Annotated in this window: 20 protein-coding genes; 13 read left to right on the top strand and 7 right to left on the bottom strand. The window is 61.7% G+C overall.

All coding sequences use genetic code 11. From position 1 onward, the window contains the following. Positions 1 to 40: 40 nt before the first annotated feature. Positions 41 to 1,075, bottom strand: coding sequence for a type IV pilus twitching motility protein PilT (locus CLH61_RS12905; protein ID WP_099615160.1), 1,035 nt, complete (start codon positions 1,073 to 1,075; stop codon positions 41 to 43). 146 nt (positions 1,076 to 1,221) lie between these two features. Here CLH61_RS12905 and CLH61_RS12900 point away from each other — a divergent pair, with 146 nt between their 5' ends. The 10 genes from CLH61_RS12900 to CLH61_RS12855 all read left to right on the top strand — a co-directional run bounded on the left by CLH61_RS12900 (position 1,222) and on the right by CLH61_RS12855 (position 10,349). Beyond that, positions 1,222 to 1,917, top strand: coding sequence for a YggS family pyridoxal phosphate-dependent enzyme (locus tag CLH61_RS12900; protein WP_099615159.1), 696 nt, complete (start codon positions 1,222 to 1,224; stop codon positions 1,915 to 1,917). A gap of 59 nt (positions 1,918 to 1,976) precedes the next feature. Next, positions 1,977 to 2,810, top strand: coding sequence for a pyrroline-5-carboxylate reductase (gene proC / locus CLH61_RS12895; protein WP_099615158.1), 834 nt, complete (start codon positions 1,977 to 1,979; stop codon positions 2,808 to 2,810). 80 nt (positions 2,811 to 2,890) lie between these two features. Continuing rightward, positions 2,891 to 3,475, top strand: a complete 585-nt coding sequence (locus CLH61_RS12890; RefSeq protein ID WP_099615157.1) for a YggT family protein — start codon at positions 2,891 to 2,893, stop codon at positions 3,473 to 3,475. Positions 3,476 to 3,730: 255 nt separating this feature from the next. Continuing rightward, positions 3,731 to 5,695 (top strand): dynamin family protein, encoded by a 1,965-nt coding sequence (locus CLH61_RS12885; protein ID WP_099615156.1) that lies wholly within the window; start codon positions 3,731 to 3,733, stop codon positions 5,693 to 5,695. 148 nt (positions 5,696 to 5,843) lie between these two features. Continuing rightward, on the top strand, positions 5,844 to 6,992 hold the full coding sequence (gene metX / locus CLH61_RS12880) for a homoserine O-succinyltransferase MetX (protein ID WP_099615155.1): 1,149 nt from the start codon (positions 5,844 to 5,846) through the stop codon (positions 6,990 to 6,992). Next, entirely contained in the window at positions 6,989 to 7,591 is a 603-nt protein-coding gene (metW, locus tag CLH61_RS12875) for a methionine biosynthesis protein MetW (protein WP_099615154.1), read from the top strand. Before metX ends, metW begins: the two co-directional genes overlap by 4 nt. A gap of 2 nt (positions 7,592 to 7,593) precedes the next feature. Next, a complete protein-coding gene (locus CLH61_RS12870; protein ID WP_099615153.1) occupies positions 7,594 to 8,058 on the top strand; it encodes a DUF4426 domain-containing protein in 465 nt (154 codons plus the stop codon). An 8-nt stretch (positions 8,059 to 8,066) separates the two neighbouring features. Continuing rightward, the gene (rdgB, locus tag CLH61_RS12865; protein WP_099615152.1) at positions 8,067 to 8,675 is read left to right on the top strand and encodes an RdgB/HAM1 family non-canonical purine NTP pyrophosphatase; all 609 of its coding nucleotides are present in this window, start codon (positions 8,067 to 8,069) and stop codon (positions 8,673 to 8,675) included. A 16-nt stretch (positions 8,676 to 8,691) separates the two neighbouring features. Next, a complete protein-coding gene (gene hemW / locus CLH61_RS12860) occupies positions 8,692 to 9,822 on the top strand; it encodes a radical SAM family heme chaperone HemW (protein WP_099615151.1) in 1,131 nt (376 codons plus the stop codon). Continuing rightward, entirely contained in the window at positions 9,822 to 10,349 is a 528-nt protein-coding gene (locus tag CLH61_RS12855) for a hypothetical protein (protein WP_099615150.1), read from the top strand. Before hemW ends, CLH61_RS12855 begins: the two co-directional genes overlap by 1 nt. Before the next feature lie 11 nt (positions 10,350 to 10,360). On the opposite strand, the gene trmB is transcribed toward CLH61_RS12855, so the two are convergent. The 3 genes from trmB to CLH61_RS12840 all read right to left on the bottom strand — a co-directional run bounded on the left by trmB (position 10,361) and on the right by CLH61_RS12840 (position 13,052). Continuing rightward, on the bottom strand, positions 10,361 to 11,077 hold the full coding sequence (gene trmB / locus CLH61_RS12850; RefSeq protein WP_099615149.1) for a tRNA (guanosine(46)-N7)-methyltransferase TrmB: 717 nt from the start codon (positions 11,075 to 11,077) through the stop codon (positions 10,361 to 10,363). Between the two features lie 121 nt (positions 11,078 to 11,198). Next, complete coding sequence (locus tag CLH61_RS12845; protein ID WP_099615148.1) at positions 11,199 to 12,722, bottom strand: YifB family Mg chelatase-like AAA ATPase; 1,524 nt, start codon at positions 12,720 to 12,722, stop codon at positions 11,199 to 11,201. Positions 12,723 to 12,797: 75 nt separating this feature from the next. Next, the gene (locus CLH61_RS12840) at positions 12,798 to 13,052 is read right to left on the bottom strand and encodes an accessory factor UbiK family protein (protein ID WP_099615147.1); all 255 of its coding nucleotides are present in this window, start codon (positions 13,050 to 13,052) and stop codon (positions 12,798 to 12,800) included. A 386-nt stretch (positions 13,053 to 13,438) separates the two neighbouring features. Between CLH61_RS12840 and glnK the strand changes: the two genes are divergently transcribed. Next, positions 13,439 to 13,777: a P-II family nitrogen regulator gene (glnK, locus tag CLH61_RS12835; RefSeq protein ID WP_092020784.1), complete on the top strand. Its 339-nt coding sequence runs from the start codon at positions 13,439 to 13,441 to the stop codon at positions 13,775 to 13,777. A gap of 72 nt (positions 13,778 to 13,849) precedes the next feature. Next, a complete protein-coding gene (locus tag CLH61_RS12830; protein ID WP_099615146.1) occupies positions 13,850 to 15,118 on the top strand; it encodes an ammonium transporter in 1,269 nt (422 codons plus the stop codon). Positions 15,119 to 15,278: 160 nt separating this feature from the next. On the opposite strand, the gene CLH61_RS12825 is transcribed toward CLH61_RS12830, so the two are convergent. Then, a complete protein-coding gene (locus CLH61_RS12825) occupies positions 15,279 to 15,470 on the bottom strand; it encodes a DUF6316 family protein (protein WP_099615145.1) in 192 nt (63 codons plus the stop codon). A 159-nt stretch (positions 15,471 to 15,629) separates the two neighbouring features. Continuing rightward, the gene (gene speE / locus CLH61_RS12820) at positions 15,630 to 16,511 is read right to left on the bottom strand and encodes a polyamine aminopropyltransferase (RefSeq protein WP_099615144.1); all 882 of its coding nucleotides are present in this window, start codon (positions 16,509 to 16,511) and stop codon (positions 15,630 to 15,632) included. 216 nt (positions 16,512 to 16,727) lie between these two features. Between speE and speA the strand changes: the two genes are divergently transcribed. Next, positions 16,728 to 18,638, top strand: coding sequence for a biosynthetic arginine decarboxylase (gene speA, locus CLH61_RS12815; RefSeq protein WP_099615143.1), 1,911 nt, complete (start codon positions 16,728 to 16,730; stop codon positions 18,636 to 18,638). A gap of 6 nt (positions 18,639 to 18,644) precedes the next feature. Here the strand turns inward: speA and CLH61_RS12810 are convergent, their stop codons facing one another. After that, entirely contained in the window at positions 18,645 to 19,679 is a 1,035-nt protein-coding gene (locus CLH61_RS12810) for an AraC family transcriptional regulator (protein ID WP_099615142.1), read from the bottom strand. Positions 19,680 to 19,861 lie beyond the last annotated feature (182 nt).

Below are 19,861 nucleotides of genomic sequence, written 5' to 3'. Positions count from 1 at the left end.
CTCTACCTTTATTCTGTCAGTTGCCGTGACTGCGGGACGGTCAGAAATTATCCGGCATCTTGGCCTTGGAACGGGCCGCCTCGCGGGAAATCAGGCCCTTCTGCAACAGCCGCTCAAGGCACTGGTCGAGGGTCTGCATACCGAGGGAGCCACCGGTCTGGATGGCGGAATACATCTGGGCCACTTTGTCTTCACGAATCAGGTTACGAATGGCCGCCGTGCCGATCATGATCTCGTGGGCCGCAATCCGGCCGCCGCCCACCTTCTTCATCAGCGTCTGGGAAATTACCGCCTGCAGTGACTCGGACAGCATCGAACGAACCATGGACTTTTCTTCCGCCGGGAATACGTCAACGACCCGGTCGATGGTCTTGGCCGCCGAGGTGGTGTGCAGGGTGCCGAACACCAGGTGACCGGTTTCCGCCGCGGTCAGGGCCAGGCGAATGGTTTCGAGATCCCGCAGCTCACCCACCAGGATGATATCGGGGTCTTCCCGCAGGGCCGAGCGCAGGGCTTCGTTGAAGCCGAGCGTGTCCCGGTGGACTTCCCGCTGGTTCACCAGGCATTTCTTGGATTCGTGGACGAATTCGATAGGGTCCTCGATGGTGAGGATGTGCTCGTAACGACTGTCGTTAATGTAATCCATCATCGCCGCCAGCGTGGTGGACTTACCCGAACCGGTCGGCCCGGTGACCAGCACCAGACCACGGGGCACCGAGGAGATATCCTTGAACACCTGGCCCATGCCCAGGTCTTCCATGGTCAGCACCTTCGACGGAATGGTCCGGAAGACCGCACCGGCGCCGCGGTTCTGGTTGAAGGCATTCACCCGGAAGCGGGCAACCCCGGGCACCTCAAACGAAAAGTCGGTCTCGAGGAACTCTTCGTAGTCCTTGCGCTGCTTGTCGTTCATGATGTCGTAAATCAGCCCGTGAACTTCCTTGTGTTCCATGGGCGGCAGATTGATACGGCGTACATCGCCGTCAACACGAATCATGGGAGGGAGTCCGGCAGACAGGTGCAAGTCAGACGCACCCTGTTTCGCCGAGAAGGCAAGCAGTTCGGTAATATCCATAGGGGTCCTCGGAAGGCGTTTTTCTTTTTTCCCGGTGCCGCGGCCGGTTGCCGCTGACCAGGGTGGCGTATCACTTGGCTTTTCAGTGACCTGCGGGTAACGTGTCAGCGTAGCAATGACAGACCCAGTACCGCCGGATTAACACAATGAGCAGCATAGCAGACAACATCGAGAGCGTAACCCGACGCATACAAAAAGCAACATTGGCCGCCGGACGGCCCGTGGAATCTGTGCACTTGCTCGCAGTCAGCAAGACCCGGCCTGCCGCCGACCTGCGGGAGGCGTTCGCGGCCGGACAACGGGCCTTTGGCGAAAGCTACCTGCAGGAAGCACTCGACAAGATTGCGGCCCTGGCGGACCTCGACGGGCTGGAATGGCATTTTATCGGCCCTATCCAGTCCAACAAGACCCGCCAGATTGCGGCCAGTTTTGACTGGGTCCATGGCGTGGACCGGCTGAAGATCGCCCGCCGGCTCAGTGAGCAGCGGGAGCCGCAACTGCCGCCACTCAACATTTGCCTGCAGGTCAACATCGATAACGAAGCGAGCAAGTCCGGCTGTCGCCTGGAAGAGCTTCCAGAACTGGTCGCCGGGGTTGGTCAACTGGCTAACCTGCGCCTGAGGGGGTTGATGGCCATTCCGGACCCACAGCAGGATGACCAAGGCCTGCGCAGCAGCTTTCACCGCCTCGCCGACGCCCTGGCGGAACTGCGCCACCGCTTTCCCGATGCGGGCCCGCTGGATACCCTGTCCATGGGCATGTCCGACGATCTCGAGCTGGCCATTGCTGAAGGTGCCACCTGGGTTCGGGTAGGTACCGCCCTGTTCGGCGCAAGGAACTGACCAACCGATCCTGCTATCATCGGTCACAATCGAATCAACCACGCCAGGCGGAGCAAATTTTGAGTAAATCACCAACCATCTCGTTCATCGGCGCCGGCAACATGGCCAGCGCCATCATCGGCGGCATGCTCGATAGCGGGTTCCGGGCGGCAGACATCTGGGTCAGCGCGCCGGACGACGACCACCTGCAGAGCATTCGCAAGCGTTTCGGTGTCAGTGTAACCACCGAGAACCGCTACTGCGCGCAACAGGCGGATGTGGTCATCCTTGCGGTGAAGCCCCAGGTCATGGCCGACGTCTGTCGTGATATCGCGCCGGTGGTGCAGAACACCCGCCCGCTGATGATCTCGATCGCGGCCGGACTGGAAGCCGCCACCCTCGATAGCTGGCTCGGCGGTGGCCTGCCACTGGTGCGGGTCATGCCCAATACCCCTTCCCTGGTCGGCAAGGGCGCGGCCGGTCTGTTTGCCAACAAGCAGGTCACCGAGCAACAGCGCCAGACCGCCGAGTCGGTGTTCAGCAGCATAGGAACCGCACTGTGGGTGGCCGACGAAGACCAGCTGCACGCGGTAACCGCACTCTCCGGCAGCGGCCCGGCCTATTTCTTCCTGATGCTCGAAGCCCTCGAGGAGGCCGCCACCGCCGCCGGCATTGAAGCCTCCACCGCCCGTCAGCTGGCCATCCAGACCATGGCCGGTGCTGCGGAAATGGCGGCCCGCAGTGAGCATGATCCGGCCCAGCTCAAGCGCAACGTCATGTCTCCCGGGGGTACCACCGAGCGGGCGATCCAGAGTTTCGAGGACGGCGGCCTGCGGCAACTGGTGGGCAAGGCCTACCGTGCGGCCTGCGAACGCTCGGAAGAAATGGCAAGGGAACTGGCCGGCAAGTCCTGATCACCCGGCCAGGGTTGTTTACCACCCCGGATGCCCCCATCTGATCCGGGAAACCGATTGATAAATGGAGAAACGGCTTCATGCTGGCGGATATCCTGATTACCATCCTGCTCATTGCCTCGACGTTCTACCTGACCGTGGTGCTGCTGCGCTTTCTGCTGCAACTGGCGAGAGCGGATTTCTACAATCCGATCTGCCAGTTCGTGGTCAAGGCCACCAACCCGCTGCTGCGCCCGCTACGCCGCTTTATTCCGGGCTGGGGTGGCATTGACGGCGCCGCCCTGGTGCTGGCGGTTATCATCCAGGCCCTCACCTTCTTCCTGATCCTGATCACCCTCAACCAGGGCATTCCGGCAATCAACCCGATCACCCTGCTGGTCTGGTCGGTACTGAATGTGCTGGGACTGATCGTCAAGATCTATTTCTGGTCGGTCATCGCCGTAGTCGTGGTGAGCTGGATTGCCCCCGGCAGCCATCACCCGGCGATTCAGCTGGTCGCCCAGATCACCGAACCGGTCATGCGTCCGGTACGCAACCTGATGCCGTCCATGGGGGGGCTGGATCTGTCCCCGATCATAGTGTTCCTGATCCTCAATGTGATTTCAGTGATCATCAACCACATGAAGATTGCCGCAGGCCTCGGCGCCATCGGCCTGGGGCTCTGACCGGACGTCACGCAAAGAACGCAGGCCGGATCACAAATTCACAATTCTTTACAAACACTCACAGGGTCACCCACGGCCCACGCCGCTGACTCAGATCATTGATTCAGCGGCTTTTTTTTGACCTTACCCGGCCTCGCTGCTATAAAAAACCACCCTGGCCCACCCGGGCTCCGTAGGCCCCGCAGGAAACTCCCGCTATAGTCCTGCATTAACGCCAGTTAATAATTATTCCGCAGTCAGGAAAAGGTCAGTGCGATGAGCAAAGTTGGCAGCCTGTCACAACAGGTCGAGGCGTATCACGCATGGAAAAAAGAACTGATCCGGCAAATCAGCCGTTACCGTCTCTGGCTCCAGGACAACGATCTGTTCTCGGATGACATCAGCAACCGCATACGGCACGGCCTGGAACTGCTGATCGAGGATGAGCTCACCATTGCCTTTGTGGGTGAGTATTCCCGGGGCAAGACCGAGCTGATCAACGCGCTGTTCTTCTCGGATTACGGCCAGCGCATGCTGCCTTCCCAGGCCGGCCGGACCACCATGTGTCCGACCGAGCTGTTCTTTGACCGGGCTGAAAACCGTAACTACCTGCTCCTGCTGCCCATCGAAACCCGCTGCGGTGATCTCTCGCTGCAGCAGCTGCGCAAGAAACCGGACCACTGGATCCGCCACGAGCTGGACGAGCACAACCCGGAGGTCATGCGCGAAGTGCTCGGCGAGGTCGCCCGGGTCAAGAGCGTCACCACGGACGAGGCCCGCAAGCTCGGTTTCGAGGAAGACATGCTGGAACATGACCGGCAGCTGCCCGGCAACGTGCTTATTCCGGCGTGGCGAAATGCCCAGGTCAGTATCCGCCATCCGCTGTTCGAGCGCGGGCTGCGCATCCTCGATACTCCCGGCCTCAACGCGCTCGGTTCCGAACCCGAACTCACCATCAGCATGTTACCCAGCGCGCACGCCGTGATCTTCCTGCTCAGTGCCGATACCGGGGTAACCGCCAGTGACATGACCATCTGGCAGGACCACATCGATACCGAGCATGCCGACCACCGTGCCGGCCGCTTCGCGGTGCTGAACAAGATCGACGTGTTGTGGGATGACCTTCAGGGCGACGACCACACCAGTGACGCTATCAAGCGGGTGCAGGCGTACACCGCCGACCACCTTGGCATCCGCCATCACGACGTCATTCCGGTATCCGCCAAGCAGGGCCTGCTGGCCCGGATCCGCAACAATTCCGCGCTGTTCGAACGTTCCAATCTCGGCGGCCTTGAGCAGCTGATCATCAATCGCATCCTGATGCACAAGGAACAGCTCATCACCCAGAGCCTGATCAACGATCTGCTGGGAATGCTGCAGAACAGCCAGGCAGCCATGCAGAGCCGCCTCGATGCGATGTCCGAGGAGCTGGATGCCTGCTCCGAAACCCGCATAGACAAGGATGCGCTCAAGCGCCTGGCCGACCGGGCCCAGCGCGATTACGACTTCTACTACAAAAAACTGATTACCCTGCGCTCCAGCCGCCGCCTGATGCAGTCCCAGGGCGAATCCCTGAACGCCCTGGTCAGCGAGGACCGGTTCGAAGCCCATGCCGCCAAGGCACGGGCTATCATGGCCAAGAGCTGGACCACCGTCGGCATCAACCGCGGGATGTTCTATTTCTTTGAAGCCCTGGAGAGCGACCTGAGCAATCTGATGGCAGAAGGACAGCTGGCGGAGAAAATGGTCGAGGCCATCTACCGCCGTTATAACGAGGACACCCGGGCCCGCCATCTGGAGCCCATCCCGTTGCGGGCCGGTCGCCACGTAATCGCCATCCGGGAATTGCGCAAGAAGGCGAACCGTTTCCGCGTCAGCCCGAAAAACCTGCTGACCGAACAGAACCTGCTGATCCGCCGCTTCTTCAACGTTATGGTGGGCGAGGCCCGCACCCTGCACCAGCGCGTACGGTCTGATGTGGAGCGCTGGCCCTCCGAAGCCCTGCTGCCGATCATGCAGTACTCCATGGAACAGAAGCAGTTGCTGGAACACCAGATCCGCCGCCTGCGGGATACCGTACGTGGCGACCGCGACAGCCGGGCAGAACGGGAGCGCCTGCAGGCCAGCATTGCCGACCTGCAACGCCAGCTGGAACTGGCCGACACCATGCAGCGCCAGATCCGCAAGCCGGCACCCACCCTGATCCAGCAAAAAGTCGTTAACATAACCGGCATTGCCTGAGTAATCCGGCGCCCGCCAGGCGGGCGCCCCTCCCTCACCGGTTGCAGCCACGGGTGGCGGCCTTTAAACTGCTGGGCTGGCATCCGTTCCGGCTGCCACCACGAAGCTCCAGATCTTTTTAGGACCGAACCAGGAAACTGTCGCGCCGATGCCCGATTCCCTGCCCACGGATTCTGTTGGGATAGTCACCCCGCAGACACTGCACTTTGATGCTCCCATCACCCTGGCCTGCGGGCAGACCCTGGACAGTTACGACCTGGTGGTCGAGACCTACGGCGAGCTGAACGCGGATGCCAGTAACGCAGTGCTGATCTGCCATGCACTCAGCGGCCATCACCATGCCGCCGGCTATCACCACCCGGAAGACCGCAAGCCCGGCTGGTGGGACAGCTGTATCGGTCCGGGCAAGCCCATCGACACCAACAGGTTCTATGTCGTCAGCCTGAACAATCTGGGTGGCTGCCACGGCAGTACCGGCCCCAACTCCATCAATCCGCAAACCGGCCAGCAATACGGCCCGGACTTCCCGGTGGTGACGGTACGGGACTGGGTCCACAGCCAGGCGCTGCTGGCCGACCGCCTCGGCGTCCGGTGCTGGGCGGCCGTGGTTGGCGGATCCCTCGGTGGCATGCAGGCCCTGCAGTGGAGCCTCGATTACCCGGACCGGCTGAAGCATGCGGTCGTTATCGCCTCCACGCCGCGATTGACCGCCCAGAACATCGCCTTCAACGAAGTGGCACGCCAGGCCATCACCTCAGACCGGGAATTCCACGACGGCCGTTACTACGACTTTGATGTAGTGCCCCGCCGCGGCCTGATGCTGGCACGCATGGTGGGTCACATCACCTATCTGTCCGATGCCTCCATGGGCGAGAAATTCGGCCGCGAACTGCGGGACCAGGCCTACAAGTTCGGTTATGACGCCGAATTCCAGGTTGAGAGCTACCTGCGCTACCAGGGCGAACGTTTTTCCGAGTCGTTCGACGCCAACACCTACCTGCTGATGACCCGGGCGCTGGACTACTTCGACCCGGCCTATGACACTGACAACGATCTGGCAAAGGCGCTGGCGCAGGCCAGCTGCGAGTTCCTGGTCCTGTCGTTCAGTACCGACTGGCGCTTCACGCCAGCGCGCTCGGAAGAGATGGTCAACGCCATGATTTCCGCCCGGCGCAAGGTCAGCTACGCCGAGATCGAGTCACCCTGGGGACATGATTCGTTCCTGATTCCCACCCCACGGTACATGGACATCTTCACGGCCTATATGGACCGGGTCGCACGGGAGGCCGGCGCATGAGACCAGACCTCGAAATTATCGAACAATGGATCCGCCCCGGCAGCCGGGTGCTGGACCTGGGCTGTGGCGACGGCACCCTGCTTGACAGGCTGCAGCGGGAAAAACAGGCCAGCGGCTATGGTCTGGAGATCAACCCGGACCACATCACCACCTGTATGAGCAAAGGCGTCTCGGTGATCGAGCAGAACCTCGACACCCAGGGGCTGGGCAATTTCGAAAACCAGACGTTTGACGTGGTGCTGATGACCCAGGCCCTGCAGGCCGTGCGCCGGCCCGACCTGATGCTGGATGAAATGCTGCGCCTGGGCCGGGAGGGCATTGTCACCTTCCCCAATTTTGCTTACTGGCGCCTGCGCTGGTACCTGATGAGCCATGGCCGGATGCCCGAATCGGAGACCCTGCCGTATAAGTGGTATGACACTCCCAACATACGCCTGTGCACTTTCCGGGACTTCGAGGCGCTGTGCTACCAGAAAAACTTCCGCATCATGAACCGCGCGGTGGTTGACGGCCAGCACCGGGATCGCTGGTTTCATCGCCTCTGGCCGAATATGCTGGGACAGATCGCCATTTACCGTATCAGCCGGCAGGAGAACTGAACATGACAACGCTGACCCGACACCTGACAACCCTGACACTGCTTGCCAGCCTGCTTGCACTGGCCCTCGCCGGTGGTCGCGCCCACGCCTCGTCCGTGGATTTCGGCGAGTACCAAGTCCACTACAGCACCTTTCCCAGCACCTACCTGACCCCGGAAGTGGCGAAGCAGAACAACCTGCAGCGCAGCCGGGCCATTGGTATCGTCAACATCGCGATTATGCGCAAGACCGCAGATGGCGGACTGGCGACGGTCAGCGGCCAGGTTGAAGGCAAGGTACTGAACGATATCCAGCAGGCGAAGTTCCTCGCGTTCCGCCGCATCCAGGAAGGTGACGCGGTGTATTTCATCTCCGAATTCCAGTACAGCTCCGGCGAACTGCTGACCTTCCAGGTCACCGCGCGCCCCACCGGGGCAAGCCGGGAGTTGCCGATCCGCTTTGCCCAGACGCTGTTCAACGAGGAGTGAGCCTTACCGTGCAGAAGCTCGTCATTGCCAGCAATAACCGCGGCAAGATTGCCGAACTGACCGGATTACTGACACCACTGGGGTTCGAGCCGGTGGCCCAGGGCGAACTGGGCGTGGACGAAGTGGAGGAGCCGGCGGTTACCTTCATCGAGAATGCCCTGATCAAGGCCCGCCATGCCGCACAGGTGACCGGCTTGCCGGCACTGGCGGACGACTCCGGACTGGCGGTGGATGCCCTGGGCGGCCAACCCGGGGTGCGCTCGGCGCGCTACGCCGGCGACAATGCCACCGACCGGGAAAACCTCGAAGCCCTGCTGGCGGCCATGGCCGGGGTGCCGGATGAGCAGCGCGCCGCCCAGTTCCACTGTGTGCTGGTGTACCTGCGCCATGCGGATGACCCCACCCCCATCGTTTGCCACGGCGTCTGGCCCGGCAGTGTGCTGCGGGCCCCTCGCGGGGACGGCGGTTTCGGCTACGACCCGATATTCCTGGTGCCTGAACTGGCGGTCAGCGCAGCCGAACTGAGCCGCGAGCAGAAAGGCCGGATCAGTCACCGCGGCCGTGCCCTGCAGGCCCTGGTTGCCCGGCTTGGCGGCCAGCTCAGCAGTGACTGCTAGCGATCCCCGGGGGGGGATGTCCTCACTCCCTCCCCTCAGTCTCTACATCCACGTACCCTGGTGCGTGCGCAAGTGCCCGTACTGCGATTTCAATTCCCACGCTGCCAGTGGGACCTTGCCGCAAGAAGCCTATCTCGCCGCGTTGCTGGACGACCTGCGGGAGGATCTTGCGCTGATCCAGGGTCGTGACATCGCCACCGTGTTTATCGGTGGCGGCACACCATCGCTGTTACCGGGGCACTTCTACCAGCAACTGTTCCGGGCGATGGGCAGCTACCTGCGCTTTGCCGCGGACGCTGAGATCACCCTCGAAGCCAATCCGGGTACCGTCGAGCATGGCCGCTTCGAAGACTATCTCGAAGCCGGCATTAACCGGCTCTCCCTCGGCATCCAGAGCTTCAACCCGCGCCAGCTGGCTATTCTGGGCCGCATTCATGACAGCAGCAGCGCCCACCGCGCAATTGAAGCCGCGCTCAGGGCCGGTTTCGACAATTTCAACCTGGACCTGATGCACGGCCTGCCCGGACAGACGCCGGCCGAGGCGGTCGCCGACCTGGAAGCCGCGCTGTCGTGGCAGCCACCCCACCTGTCCTGGTACCAGCTCACGGTAGAGCCCAATACCGAATTTTACAGCCGGCCACCGCAATTGCCGGACGACGACCGACTGTGGGACATTTTCGAGGCCGGTGCCACCCTTTTGCGCGGTCACGGCTACCAGGACTACGAAGTATCGGCCTGGAGCCAGCCCGGGCGGGCATCCCGCCACAACCTGAATTACTGGAGCTTTGGCGACTACCTGGCGCTTGGTGCGGGGGCACACGGCAAGATAACCTTTGCCAGCGGGGAGATTCGCCGTTACTGGAAAACCCGCCAGCCCGATGCCTACCTGAACCGGATTGGCTCACGCACCGCCGGTAGCCAGACCATCGAGGACGCCGAACTGCCGCTGGAATTCATGATGAACGCCCTGCGTCTGACGAACGGCGTTGATGAACACCTGTTTACGGAACGTACAGGTTTACCTCTGAGCCGGCTAACTGCAATACTCGGTCAGTTACGCCAGGAAAACCTGCTCCACCCCGGACGCCTGCAGGCCACGGAACACGGGCAGCGTTACCTCAACAGTTTGCTGGAGCGATTCCTCTGATGCACAGCTCGACCTTACCCCCCCTGCCGCGGGGCCTGAAATGGGGCATGGTACTGATGCCGCTGCTCTTTGTGGTACTGGTCATACTCAATCAGCCACTGCAGACCGGCGCCGCCCCGCAGGGCATGATCAGCTTCCAGCTGGCCGGCTCCGCGCAACAGGCCGCCGCCATTCTGGCCAGTTGGGGCGATACTGGCGTTAACCGGGCCTGGGCCGCCCTGCTGGTGGATTTCATCTTCATCCCGGTTTACCTGCTCACCCTGCTGTTGCTGACCACGTACCTGACCGCGGATCGCCCCGGCATTCGGGAGCGCAAGGTGGCGCGCTGGGTACGGTTGCTGTTTGTGACCGCCGGAGTGAGTGACGTGGCGGAAAATGTGTTGCTGATGAATAATCTGGAAACGCCGACCGACGCCATCGGCGGCGCAGCGGCGGTCTGCGCGCTGGTCAAGTTTGCGACCCTGTTGCTGGGCGCCGCCGGGCTGGTGGTCATTCGTGCTGCCCGGCGCCACCCACTGAGTTCCTGACAGGGTGCAGGTCAATTGGTACGGCGGAACAGCAGATCCCAGACGCCGTGCCCGAGACGCTCTCCCCGTTTCTCGAATTTGGTAATCGGCCGGTGCTCCGGGCGGGGTGAATACTGACCGTCCGCCTGGGTGTTGGCGAAGCCTTCGGAGGCCGTCATCACTTCCATCATGTGCTCGGCGTAGTTCTCCCAGTCGGTTGCCAGGTGCAGGATACCCCCCACCCGCAACTTGTGACGGATGCGCTGGACAAACTCCGGCTGCACCAGGCGACGCTTGTTGTGCTTCTTTTTATGCCAGGGATCCGGGAAGAACACCATCACCCGGTCAACAGCGGCATCCGGCAGGCACAGATCTATCACGTCGTTGGCATCAATGGCATAGACACGAACGTTTTCCAGACCGCGGTCCTCGATCTCCTTGAGCAGGGCACCCACCCCCGGCAGATGCACTTCAACACCGATAAAATCCTGTTCCGGCGCGGCCTCGGCCATGTCTGCAAGGGACTTCCCCATGCCGAAGCCGATTTCCAGGTTGAGCAGCGCATCGCGCCCGAATACCTCGCGGGGATCGATCATGCCCTGCTCACGGGTCAGGCCGAATTTCGGCCAGCTGCGCTCGTAGGCTTTCTTCTGCCCCTCGGTCATGCGGCCCTGACGCAGGACAAAGCTACGAATGCCGCGACGGGTGGTCACCGGGGAATCGCCGGCGGAATTGGTCTGGTCAGTCATCTGGCTTCCTTCTGAATTTGGCCGTCCGCATACTGCGGATGCGGATCAACAAGATTGGCCCACAGTTTACCAGAGACCGCCGCCGGATGACGTCTTCCATCCCCCGCTGCCTGCCCGGCGGTCAGGCCGAAACCATCGGGTTCTGTGCCGGCTGGCGATCCAGCTTGCGGTAGCCCAGGGCCTCGGTCAGGTGAGTCAGCTGCAGCTCGGCGCTGCCTTCAAGATCGGCGAGCGTTCGCGCCACCCGCAGGATACGGTGCAACGCCCGGGCCGACAGCCCCAGCCGCTCCATCGCCCTGACCAGCAGGGCTTCACCTGCCGCATCCAGCCGGCATGCCTCCTGCAGCACCGGGCCCGCCAGCCGGGCATTTACGCAGCCCCGGGCCTGCTGACGCTGACGCGCCGCAAGGACCCGCTCGCGGACCCGCTGGCTGCTCACCTCGCCCTCCGCCGGCTTCATCAGCACGCCCGCTGCCTGCACCGGTACCTCCACGTGCAGGTCAAAGCGGTCCAGCAGCGGGCCGGACAAGCGGGCCTGGTAACGCATCACCTGCTGCGGCGTGCACTGGCACTCGATTGCCGGGTGGCCACGATAGCCGCAGGGGCACGGATTCATTGCCGCAATTACCTGGAAACGGGCGGGATAGGTTACCTGCCGTGCCGCCCGGCTGATCACAATTTCGCCGGACTCCATCGGCTCCCGCAGCACCTCGAGCACCCGGCGGTCAAACTCCGGTAATTCATCGAGAAACAGGACACCATGATGGGCGAGGGAAATTTCTCCGGGGCGCGGATTGCTGCCACCGCCCACCAGCGCTACCGCCGACGCGGTGTGGTGCGGGGCCCGATAGGGTGGCTGACGCCAGCCCCCCTCACGGGCCGCCAGCCCGACCACCGAGTGAACACTGGCCACCTCCAGCGCAGCCTCATCCTCCAGCGGCGGCAATATGCCCGGCAAGCGACTGGCCAGCATACTTTTGCCGGTACCCGGGGGGCCGAATAACAGCAAGTTATGGCCACCTGCCGCGGCCACTTCCAGAGCGCGCCGGGGCACGGCCTGACCACGTACATCAGCCAGGTCCGGCATATACCGGGTCGCGCATTCCAGTGGCGCCGGCGTTACCGGGGCCAGTGGCGAAGTCCCGGTCAGGTGCTCGCATATCTCCAGCAGGTGACGGGCCGACAACACATCGTCCCCTCCGGCAAGGGCGGCTTCGTCCCGGTTGTCATGGGGAATCAGCATTCGTCGCCCGGCTTTGCGGGCAGCCACCACCGCCGGCAGGATGCCTTTCAGAGGGCGCAGGGCGCCGTCGAGCGACAACTCTCCGACGCATTCACAGCTCTGCAGGCTGTCCGCAGGGAGCTGGCCTGATGCTGCAAGAATGCCAAGGGCAATCGGCAGGTCAAAGCGGCCCCCCTCCTTGGGCAGGTCGGCGGGAGCCAGATTGATGGTGATGCGCTTGGCGGGAAACTCGAAGCCGGCGGTCAGCAGGGCACTGCGGACGCGCTCCTTGCTCTCGCGGACGCCGGTTTCCGGCAATCCGACGATGGACAGCGCAGGCAGCCCGTTGGAGAGATGAATTTCAACAGTAACGGCAGGTGCCGCGACGCCCAGACTGGCGCGGGTGTGAACAGTGGCAAACATGACAACCTTCCCTGGTTGAATGGGGCACGGATAAGATCCGGGGGCCCGGCGGCAGACCCTCGCCGCCGGCGGGCTTCAGTCTTGCTGCAGCCGCGCTTCCAGCTCGGCAACTCGGGCCTCGAGGGCTTCAACTTTCTCGCGAGTCCGCATCAAGACGGCCTGCTGGGCATCGAACTCCTCGCGGGTAACCAGCTCCAGTCGCGCCAGTACCGCCATGACGGTGGCCCGGGCCTGGGTTTCAAAATCCTCCCGGGCGGCTTTTGCCATATCGGGAACGAACTGACCAAACTGACCCTGAAGCTGGGCAAGAAAATCCTGGGGACCTTTCACTATACACCTCGATCGTCGGCTGGCGCCGGCAGCTGTGTCGGCCGGCGGCTGGGCAATTTTGGCGAGTGTAACACATCGCCGCAGCTGCCATACTGTGCGCCGGGGCCTCCCGGTGTCGACAAGCTCCCGGCTTGCCCACCGGAACCCCTGCACCATTGTGGTTCAACCACAAAAGGGCTGCGCTATAATGAAGCGCCCCGGGAGCCCAATTTGGCGCACCGGACTATTAACCTGTTGTTTTATAATTAATTTTTTGCGTTGGCACACCCGATGCTTTAAGCCTCGTACGCAATCCGCACAATTCGTGTGCGAGGTGGCAGCATCCCGACCTCAACCAACGGCTTGCACGCCAAAGACGTTGAGACGGCTTTACCAAGGAGAAAGCAATGAAACTTGTGACAGCGATCATTAAGCCTTTCAAGCTGGATGATGTGCGAGAGGCACTATCCGAGATTGGCGTTCAGGGCGTAACCGTCACCGAAGTGAAAGGTTTCGGTCGGCAGAAAGGTCATACCGAGCTCTACCGGGGCGCGGAATACGTGGTGGACTTCCTGCCCAAGGTAAAGGTGGAAGTTGCCATTGGCGACAGCCTGCTGGACCAGGTCATCGAGTCCATCACCAAGGCTGCCAATACCGGCAAGATCGGCGACGGCAAGATTTTCGTTACTGAGCTGGAACAGGCAATCCGGATCCGGACGGGCGAAACCGGGGAAGAGGCAGTCTGAGGCTGCCCCACTGACTGACCAGCCAACGCAAAAAAACTTATAACCTGAAAAGCCTCGTGCGGAGGGCTTCATATGGAAAGCAATCTCTTTCACCTGCAATACGCTATAGATACCTTCTATTTTCTTGTATGCGGCGCATTAGTCATGTGGATGGCCGCCGGCTTCGCCATGCTGGAATCCGGCCTGGTGCGCGCCAAGAACACCACCGAGATCCTGACCAAGAACGTGGCTCTGTTCGCAGTAGCCTGCACCATGTACCTGATCTGCGGCTACGCGATCATGTACGGTGGCAGTATCGTTCTGTCCGGCATGGGTGACGTGGACGTTGACGCGGTGCTCGGCGAGTTTGCCGGTCGCGAAGACGGCTTCACCGGCGGTTCCATCTACTCCGGCGCGGCGGATTTCTTCTTCCAGGTAGTGTTTGTCGCCACAGCCATGTCCATCGTCTCCGGTGCGGTTGCCGAGCGCATGAAACTATGGGCATTCCTGGTGTTTGCGGTGTTCATGACCGGCTTCATCTACCCGCTGGAAGGCGCCTGGACCTGGGGCGGCAAGGACGTGTTCGGCATGTACAACCTGGGCGACCTTGGCTTCAGTGACTTCGCCGGCTCCGGGATCGTCCACATGGCCGGTGCGGCCGCAGCCCTGGCCGGTGTCCTGCTGCTGGGTGCCCGTAAGGGCAAGTACGGCCCGAACGGCGAGATTCGCGCCTTCCCCGGAGCCAACATGCCCCTGGCCGCCATCGGTATGTTCATCCTGTGGATGGGCTGGTTCGGCTTCAACGGCGGCTCCGTGCTCAAGCTTGGTGATATCGCCAACGCCCACTCCGTCGCGATGGTCTTCCTGAACACTAACGCCGCGGCTGCCGGCGGTGCCATTGCCGCGCTGATTACCGCCCGCCTGATGTTCGGCAAGGCCGACCTGACCATGCTGATCAACGGTGCCCTGGCCGGTCTGGTGGTCATCACGGCAGAGCCATCAACCCCGAGCGCGCTGACTGCAGCAATCTTCGGTGCCTTCGGTGGCGTGCTGGTTGTGCTGAGCGTGGTGACCATGGACAAGCTGCGCATTGATGACCCGGTTGGTGCCATCTCGGTGCACGGTGTCTGCGGTCTGCTCGGCCTGTTGCTGGTACCGGTAACCAACAGCGACGTCAGCTTCAGCGGCCAGATCATCGGCGCCCTTACCATCTTTGTCTGGGTGTTCATTGCCAGCCTGGTTGTCTGGGGTATCATCAAGGCCGTGATGGGGCTGCGAGTCAGCGAGGAAGACGAGTACGAAGGGGTGGACCTGTCCGAATGCGGCATGGAAGCCTACCCGGAGTTCGTCAGCTCCAAGTAATTCATCGGCAAGTTCAGCAAAAAGAAAGGGCGCCCGCGGGCGCCCTTTCCTGATTCCGGTATTCGTTGGCTGCTATACGTCTGCATTATTACCGTCAGAACTATGAGCCGCCGCACTATGGACCCTGACCAGTCTGACCATAACCAGGCTCGGCAATCGTTCAGCCCGCTGAATAGAGCACGTCGTCCGCGTGGCGCAGGAACAGCAGCAGCTCCATACGGGCCTCATCCAGCGTATCAAACGGTCCCTCAAAGGAGCCTTCGCGAGTCTGGAAAAACCACTGGCCGTTAATCATGGTAAAACGGTCACTGCGGAACCAGTGCTTGCCCTGCTCACCCTTACGAACATCCATATCCTGCTCCTTCGCGACAGCACGCGTTATTTTTGCTTTTTTCACCCGCCCCAAAATCGGGCTCGACCTTACCCCGGCAAACAGACGGGGGTGATCAACAGTCGATCAAAGGTTGATCACCCTCAGTCTAGCCAAGTCCGGCAAGAATGCGAACCCCAATCAGGCTTCGCCGGGCAGTACCTGGTCGTCCAGCGCATCAACCATGAACTGTGGCATGGCAAGGGCACCGTGGTGGATACCGGGGTTGTAATAGCGGGTTACGAACGGTCGCTGGGCGGCATCTTCCTCGCGGAAGTATTTCACCGGCTTGTCCTTGCCCCCCATGGTGCAGCTCCACCAGCCGGTGGGATACACCGGCTGCGGGAACGGCAGGGTCTGGACATGGTCGAAACCGGCCTTTTTCATGTCTTCATGGATGTCCCTGATGATGGTCTCGGTGTGCAGCAGCGGCGACTCGCTTTGCTGTACCACGATACCGCCGTCCCGCAGGGCCAGCATGCAGTCGCGGTAAAAATCCAGGGCGAACAGGCCTTCCGCCGGGCCGACCGGATCGGTGCTGTCGATGATGATGACGTCAACGCTATTGGGTTCCACATCCCGCATCCACTGAATACCATCGCCAAAGAAGAAGTTGGCCCGTGGATCGTCGTTGGCGTCGCACAGCTCGGGGAAGTATTTCTCCGCCAGGCGGGTCACCCGCTCGTCGATTTCCACCTGCCAGGCCTCTTCCACGCCCGGGTGCTTGAGCACTTCACGCAGGGTTCCGCAATCTCCGCCGCCAATGATGACAACTTTTTTCGGGTCGCGGTGGGTGAACAGTGCCGGATGGGTCATCATCTCGTGGTAAAGGAAGTTGTCCCGGGTGGTCAGCATGACACAGCCATCCAGCACCATCAGGTTGCCAAAGGTTTCGGTTTCATAGATTTCCAGCTTCTGGAACTGGCTCTGTTCCTCATGGAGCTTGCGCTTTACCTGCAGGGAAAACGCCGTTCCCTTGTCCTGAAACACCTCGGTGAACCAGCCTTCATTGAGTGCGGTCATGTCTGCTCTCCATATTCCGTTAATGCCCGGACCAGGAGGCCCGCGTTAATGGGGGGTATTGTAGGTGCGGATGGCAGATAGCTAAAGCATCCTGTACGGAGAATTATCCACGTAATTTCCGCAAACGGCGCTTTCGGGTCGCCCTGCGAATTCATACAATGGGCGCCAACACGCCGGCCACTGGCCGCCACAGGTTTCTGGACAGGATACCAAGCCATGACCGAACTCTCCGGCAGCAACGCTCACAAGGTCTACAACATTGCCCACTGGAGCGATGGCTACATTGACGTCAATTCCGATGGCGATGTACTGATCCGCCCGGACCGGGGCCGCAGTGGTGATGATATCAACCTGCCCGAGCTCACCCGCAGCCTGGTCAGCCAGGGCATCCAGCTACCGGTACTGATACGGTTCACCGACATTCTTCACGATCGGGTCAACAAGCTGTGCGGTGCGTTCAACAAGATTGCCGCCGAGCATGACTACCAGGGGCGCTATACCGCCGTCTATCCCATCAAGGTCAACCAGCAACGGCGGGTGGTGGAAGAGCTGATCGCCAGCGAACCGGCCGCCGGCAACGGCCAGATTGGTCTTGAAGCCGGCAGCAAGCCGGAACTGATGGCGGTACTGGCGCTGTCCCGGCAGCCCGGTTCGGTGATTGTGTGCAACGGCTACAAGGACCGTGAATACATCCGCCTGGCGCTGATTGGCCAGAAGCTGGGCCACCGGGTCTTCATTGTGGTGGAAAAACAGTCCGAGCTGCCGCTGATTCTTGAGGAGGCCCGCAACCTGGAGGTCACCCCGCTGATTGGTATCCGCGCCCGGCTGGCCACCATCGGCAAGGGCAACTGGCAGAATACCGGCGGCGAGAAATCCAAGTTCGGCCTGTCTGCCAACCAGGTACTCGATGTGGTGGAACAGCTGCGGGCGGCCGGCGCACTGGCCTCCCTGCAACTGCTGCATTTCCACCTCGGCTCACAGATCGCCAATATCCGCGACATCCAGACCGGCCTCAAGGAATGCGCCCGCTTTTACAGCGAACTGTGCCAGCTCGGCGCGCCGATCGGTACCGTCGACATCGGCGGCGGGCTGGGCGTGGACTACGAAGGTACCCGCTCCCGCAGCAGCTGCTCGATGAACTACAGCGTCACCGAATATGCCTACAACGTCATCCATACCCTGCAGGCGGAGTGCGACCGCGCCGGCATCCCACACCCGGACCTGATCAGCGAATCCGGCCGCGCCCTGACCGCGCACCACGCCGTGCTGGTGACCAATGTCATCGACCGGGAAGCCCCGGAGGTCCGCGAAACCGGCGAACCGGCAGCCGATGCCCCGGGCCCACTGCACGATCTGTGGCGGGACCTGCAAAGCCTGCGGGATGACCACTGCCCCCGCTCCCAGATCGAGATCTATCACGACGTGCTCCACGCCATGAGCGACGTGCACGCCCAGTTCGCCCACGGTCTGGTGACCCTGGCGGACCGCGCCAACGCGGAGAGCCTGTACACCACCTGTTGCCGCCTGTTGCGTGGCCAGCTGGACAGTGCCAACCGGGCACACCGGGAGATTATTGACGAACTCAATGAAAAGCTCGCCGACAAGCTGTTCGTCAATTTTTCGCTGTTCCAGTCACTGCCGGATGTCTGGGGTATCGACCAGATCTTTCCGGTCATGCCGATCAACGGGCTGAACCGGGCACTGACTCGCCGCGCGGTGATCCAGGACATCACCTGCGACTCCGATGGCCGCATCGACCGCTATGTGGATGGCCAGGGCGTGGAAACCACCCTGCCCATGCCGCTGGACGATCCCCGCAGCCCGCTGCTGATGGGCTTCTTCATGACCGGGGCCTATCAGGAAATCCTCGGCGACATGCACAACCTGTTCGGCGACACCCACTCGGTGGATGTCCGGCGCGACGCCGAGGGCGGTTATGAGGTCAGCGAAGCCATTGCCGGCGATACGGTTGCCAAGATTTTGCGTTACGTGAATTTTGAACCGGAAGCGCTGCTGGAGACCTATCGGCAGAAGTTCGGTGCCAGTGACCTGGCGGAGGACGAGCAACGATCCCTGCTGGCGGAGCTCGAAAGCGGCCTGAATGGCTACACCTATCTCGAAGAGTAAACCGCGTCAGCTGCGCTGGCGGGTGCGGTACACCGAGGGTGAGCACCCCTCCCATTTGCGGAACGCCCGGCCAAAATTGGACGGATCACTGTAACCCAGGCGATAGGCTACCTCATCGATACTCAGGCCGGCCCGGGTCAGCAGTTCGATGGCTCGGCGGTGCCGCACCCGATCAAGAATCTCCTGAAACCGCACGCCCTCGGCGCCCAGTTGCCGGCGCAAGGTCCGGGCGGAGGTATGTAGCTGACCAGCCACCTCTTCCAGCCCGGGCAACCGGCCACTGCGCACCGAATCCAGCAGCCGCTGCACCCGGGTGGCCACCGAGCTGGTTGCCTCCAGGTGACGCATCTCCTCTTCGCACTGGGCTTCGGCTACCCGGCGCGCTACCGGATTGGACAACGCGATCGGCAGATCAAGGAAGTCACGGCCAAAACGCAGCTGGTTGACCCCGGTGCCGAAGCTGACCCGATCACCAAACAAACGGCGGTAGGCTGCGCCATGGGCTGGCGCCGGATAGCTCAGCCGACAGGATCCGGTGACCAGTAGCCGGGTGCCAAAGAGCAGCAGGTTCACATCCATGATCGACGCCATCACCACTTCCACATTGAACACTTCCAGACCGTCCAGGTCGCGGAGGATGTCCAGCTGCAGCACCGCTTCGTCACCCTCCGTGAAAAATGTCAGCGCCATGTAGCTGAAGCGGATACGGAAGTACTTGATCAGAATCGACAGCGCATCGGCAATGGTTTCGCTGCTGATGGCCGCCTGGGACAAGGCACCATGGGTGGTAAACTTCAGCCGTCCGCCAAACTCGAGGCCGAGGGCGGCATCGCCGGTGAGTTCAAGGGCACAGCGGTTCAGGGCGGCGAACTGGTCGAGGGTGATAAGGTTGTCGGGATGGCCAAGGACGGCCGGTCGCACGCCGGCTGCGCCAAGCAGACGGTTGCGGGGAACGCCCTTCTCCTCCGCCAGCTGGCAAAGAATGTCGGCGTAGTGGGCCCGTATGGCCGGGAGATCTTTACTACCGCCTGTGGAATGCATGCCTGGCTCACCATCCTGTGTGAATTTCCATTACCCAGATTAGTCAGCGAACCGGGCGACCACAATTACTCTGGCGACATACCCCCGACGACGTTCAAGTCATCCCGTTGCAATTTTTTTTGATCCGGGCACTGATCCGCGGCTGGCCCTGTGCCGTAATTCTATGCACTGACAAACACCCG

Origin of the sequence: Marinobacter profundi (assembly GCF_002744715.1) — a bacterium.
Classification (GTDB): Bacteria; Pseudomonadota; Gammaproteobacteria; order Pseudomonadales; family Oleiphilaceae; genus Marinobacter; species Marinobacter profundi.
The sequence above is the reverse complement of the archived record's forward strand: the minus strand, read 5'-3'. Positions and strand labels throughout refer to the sequence as shown.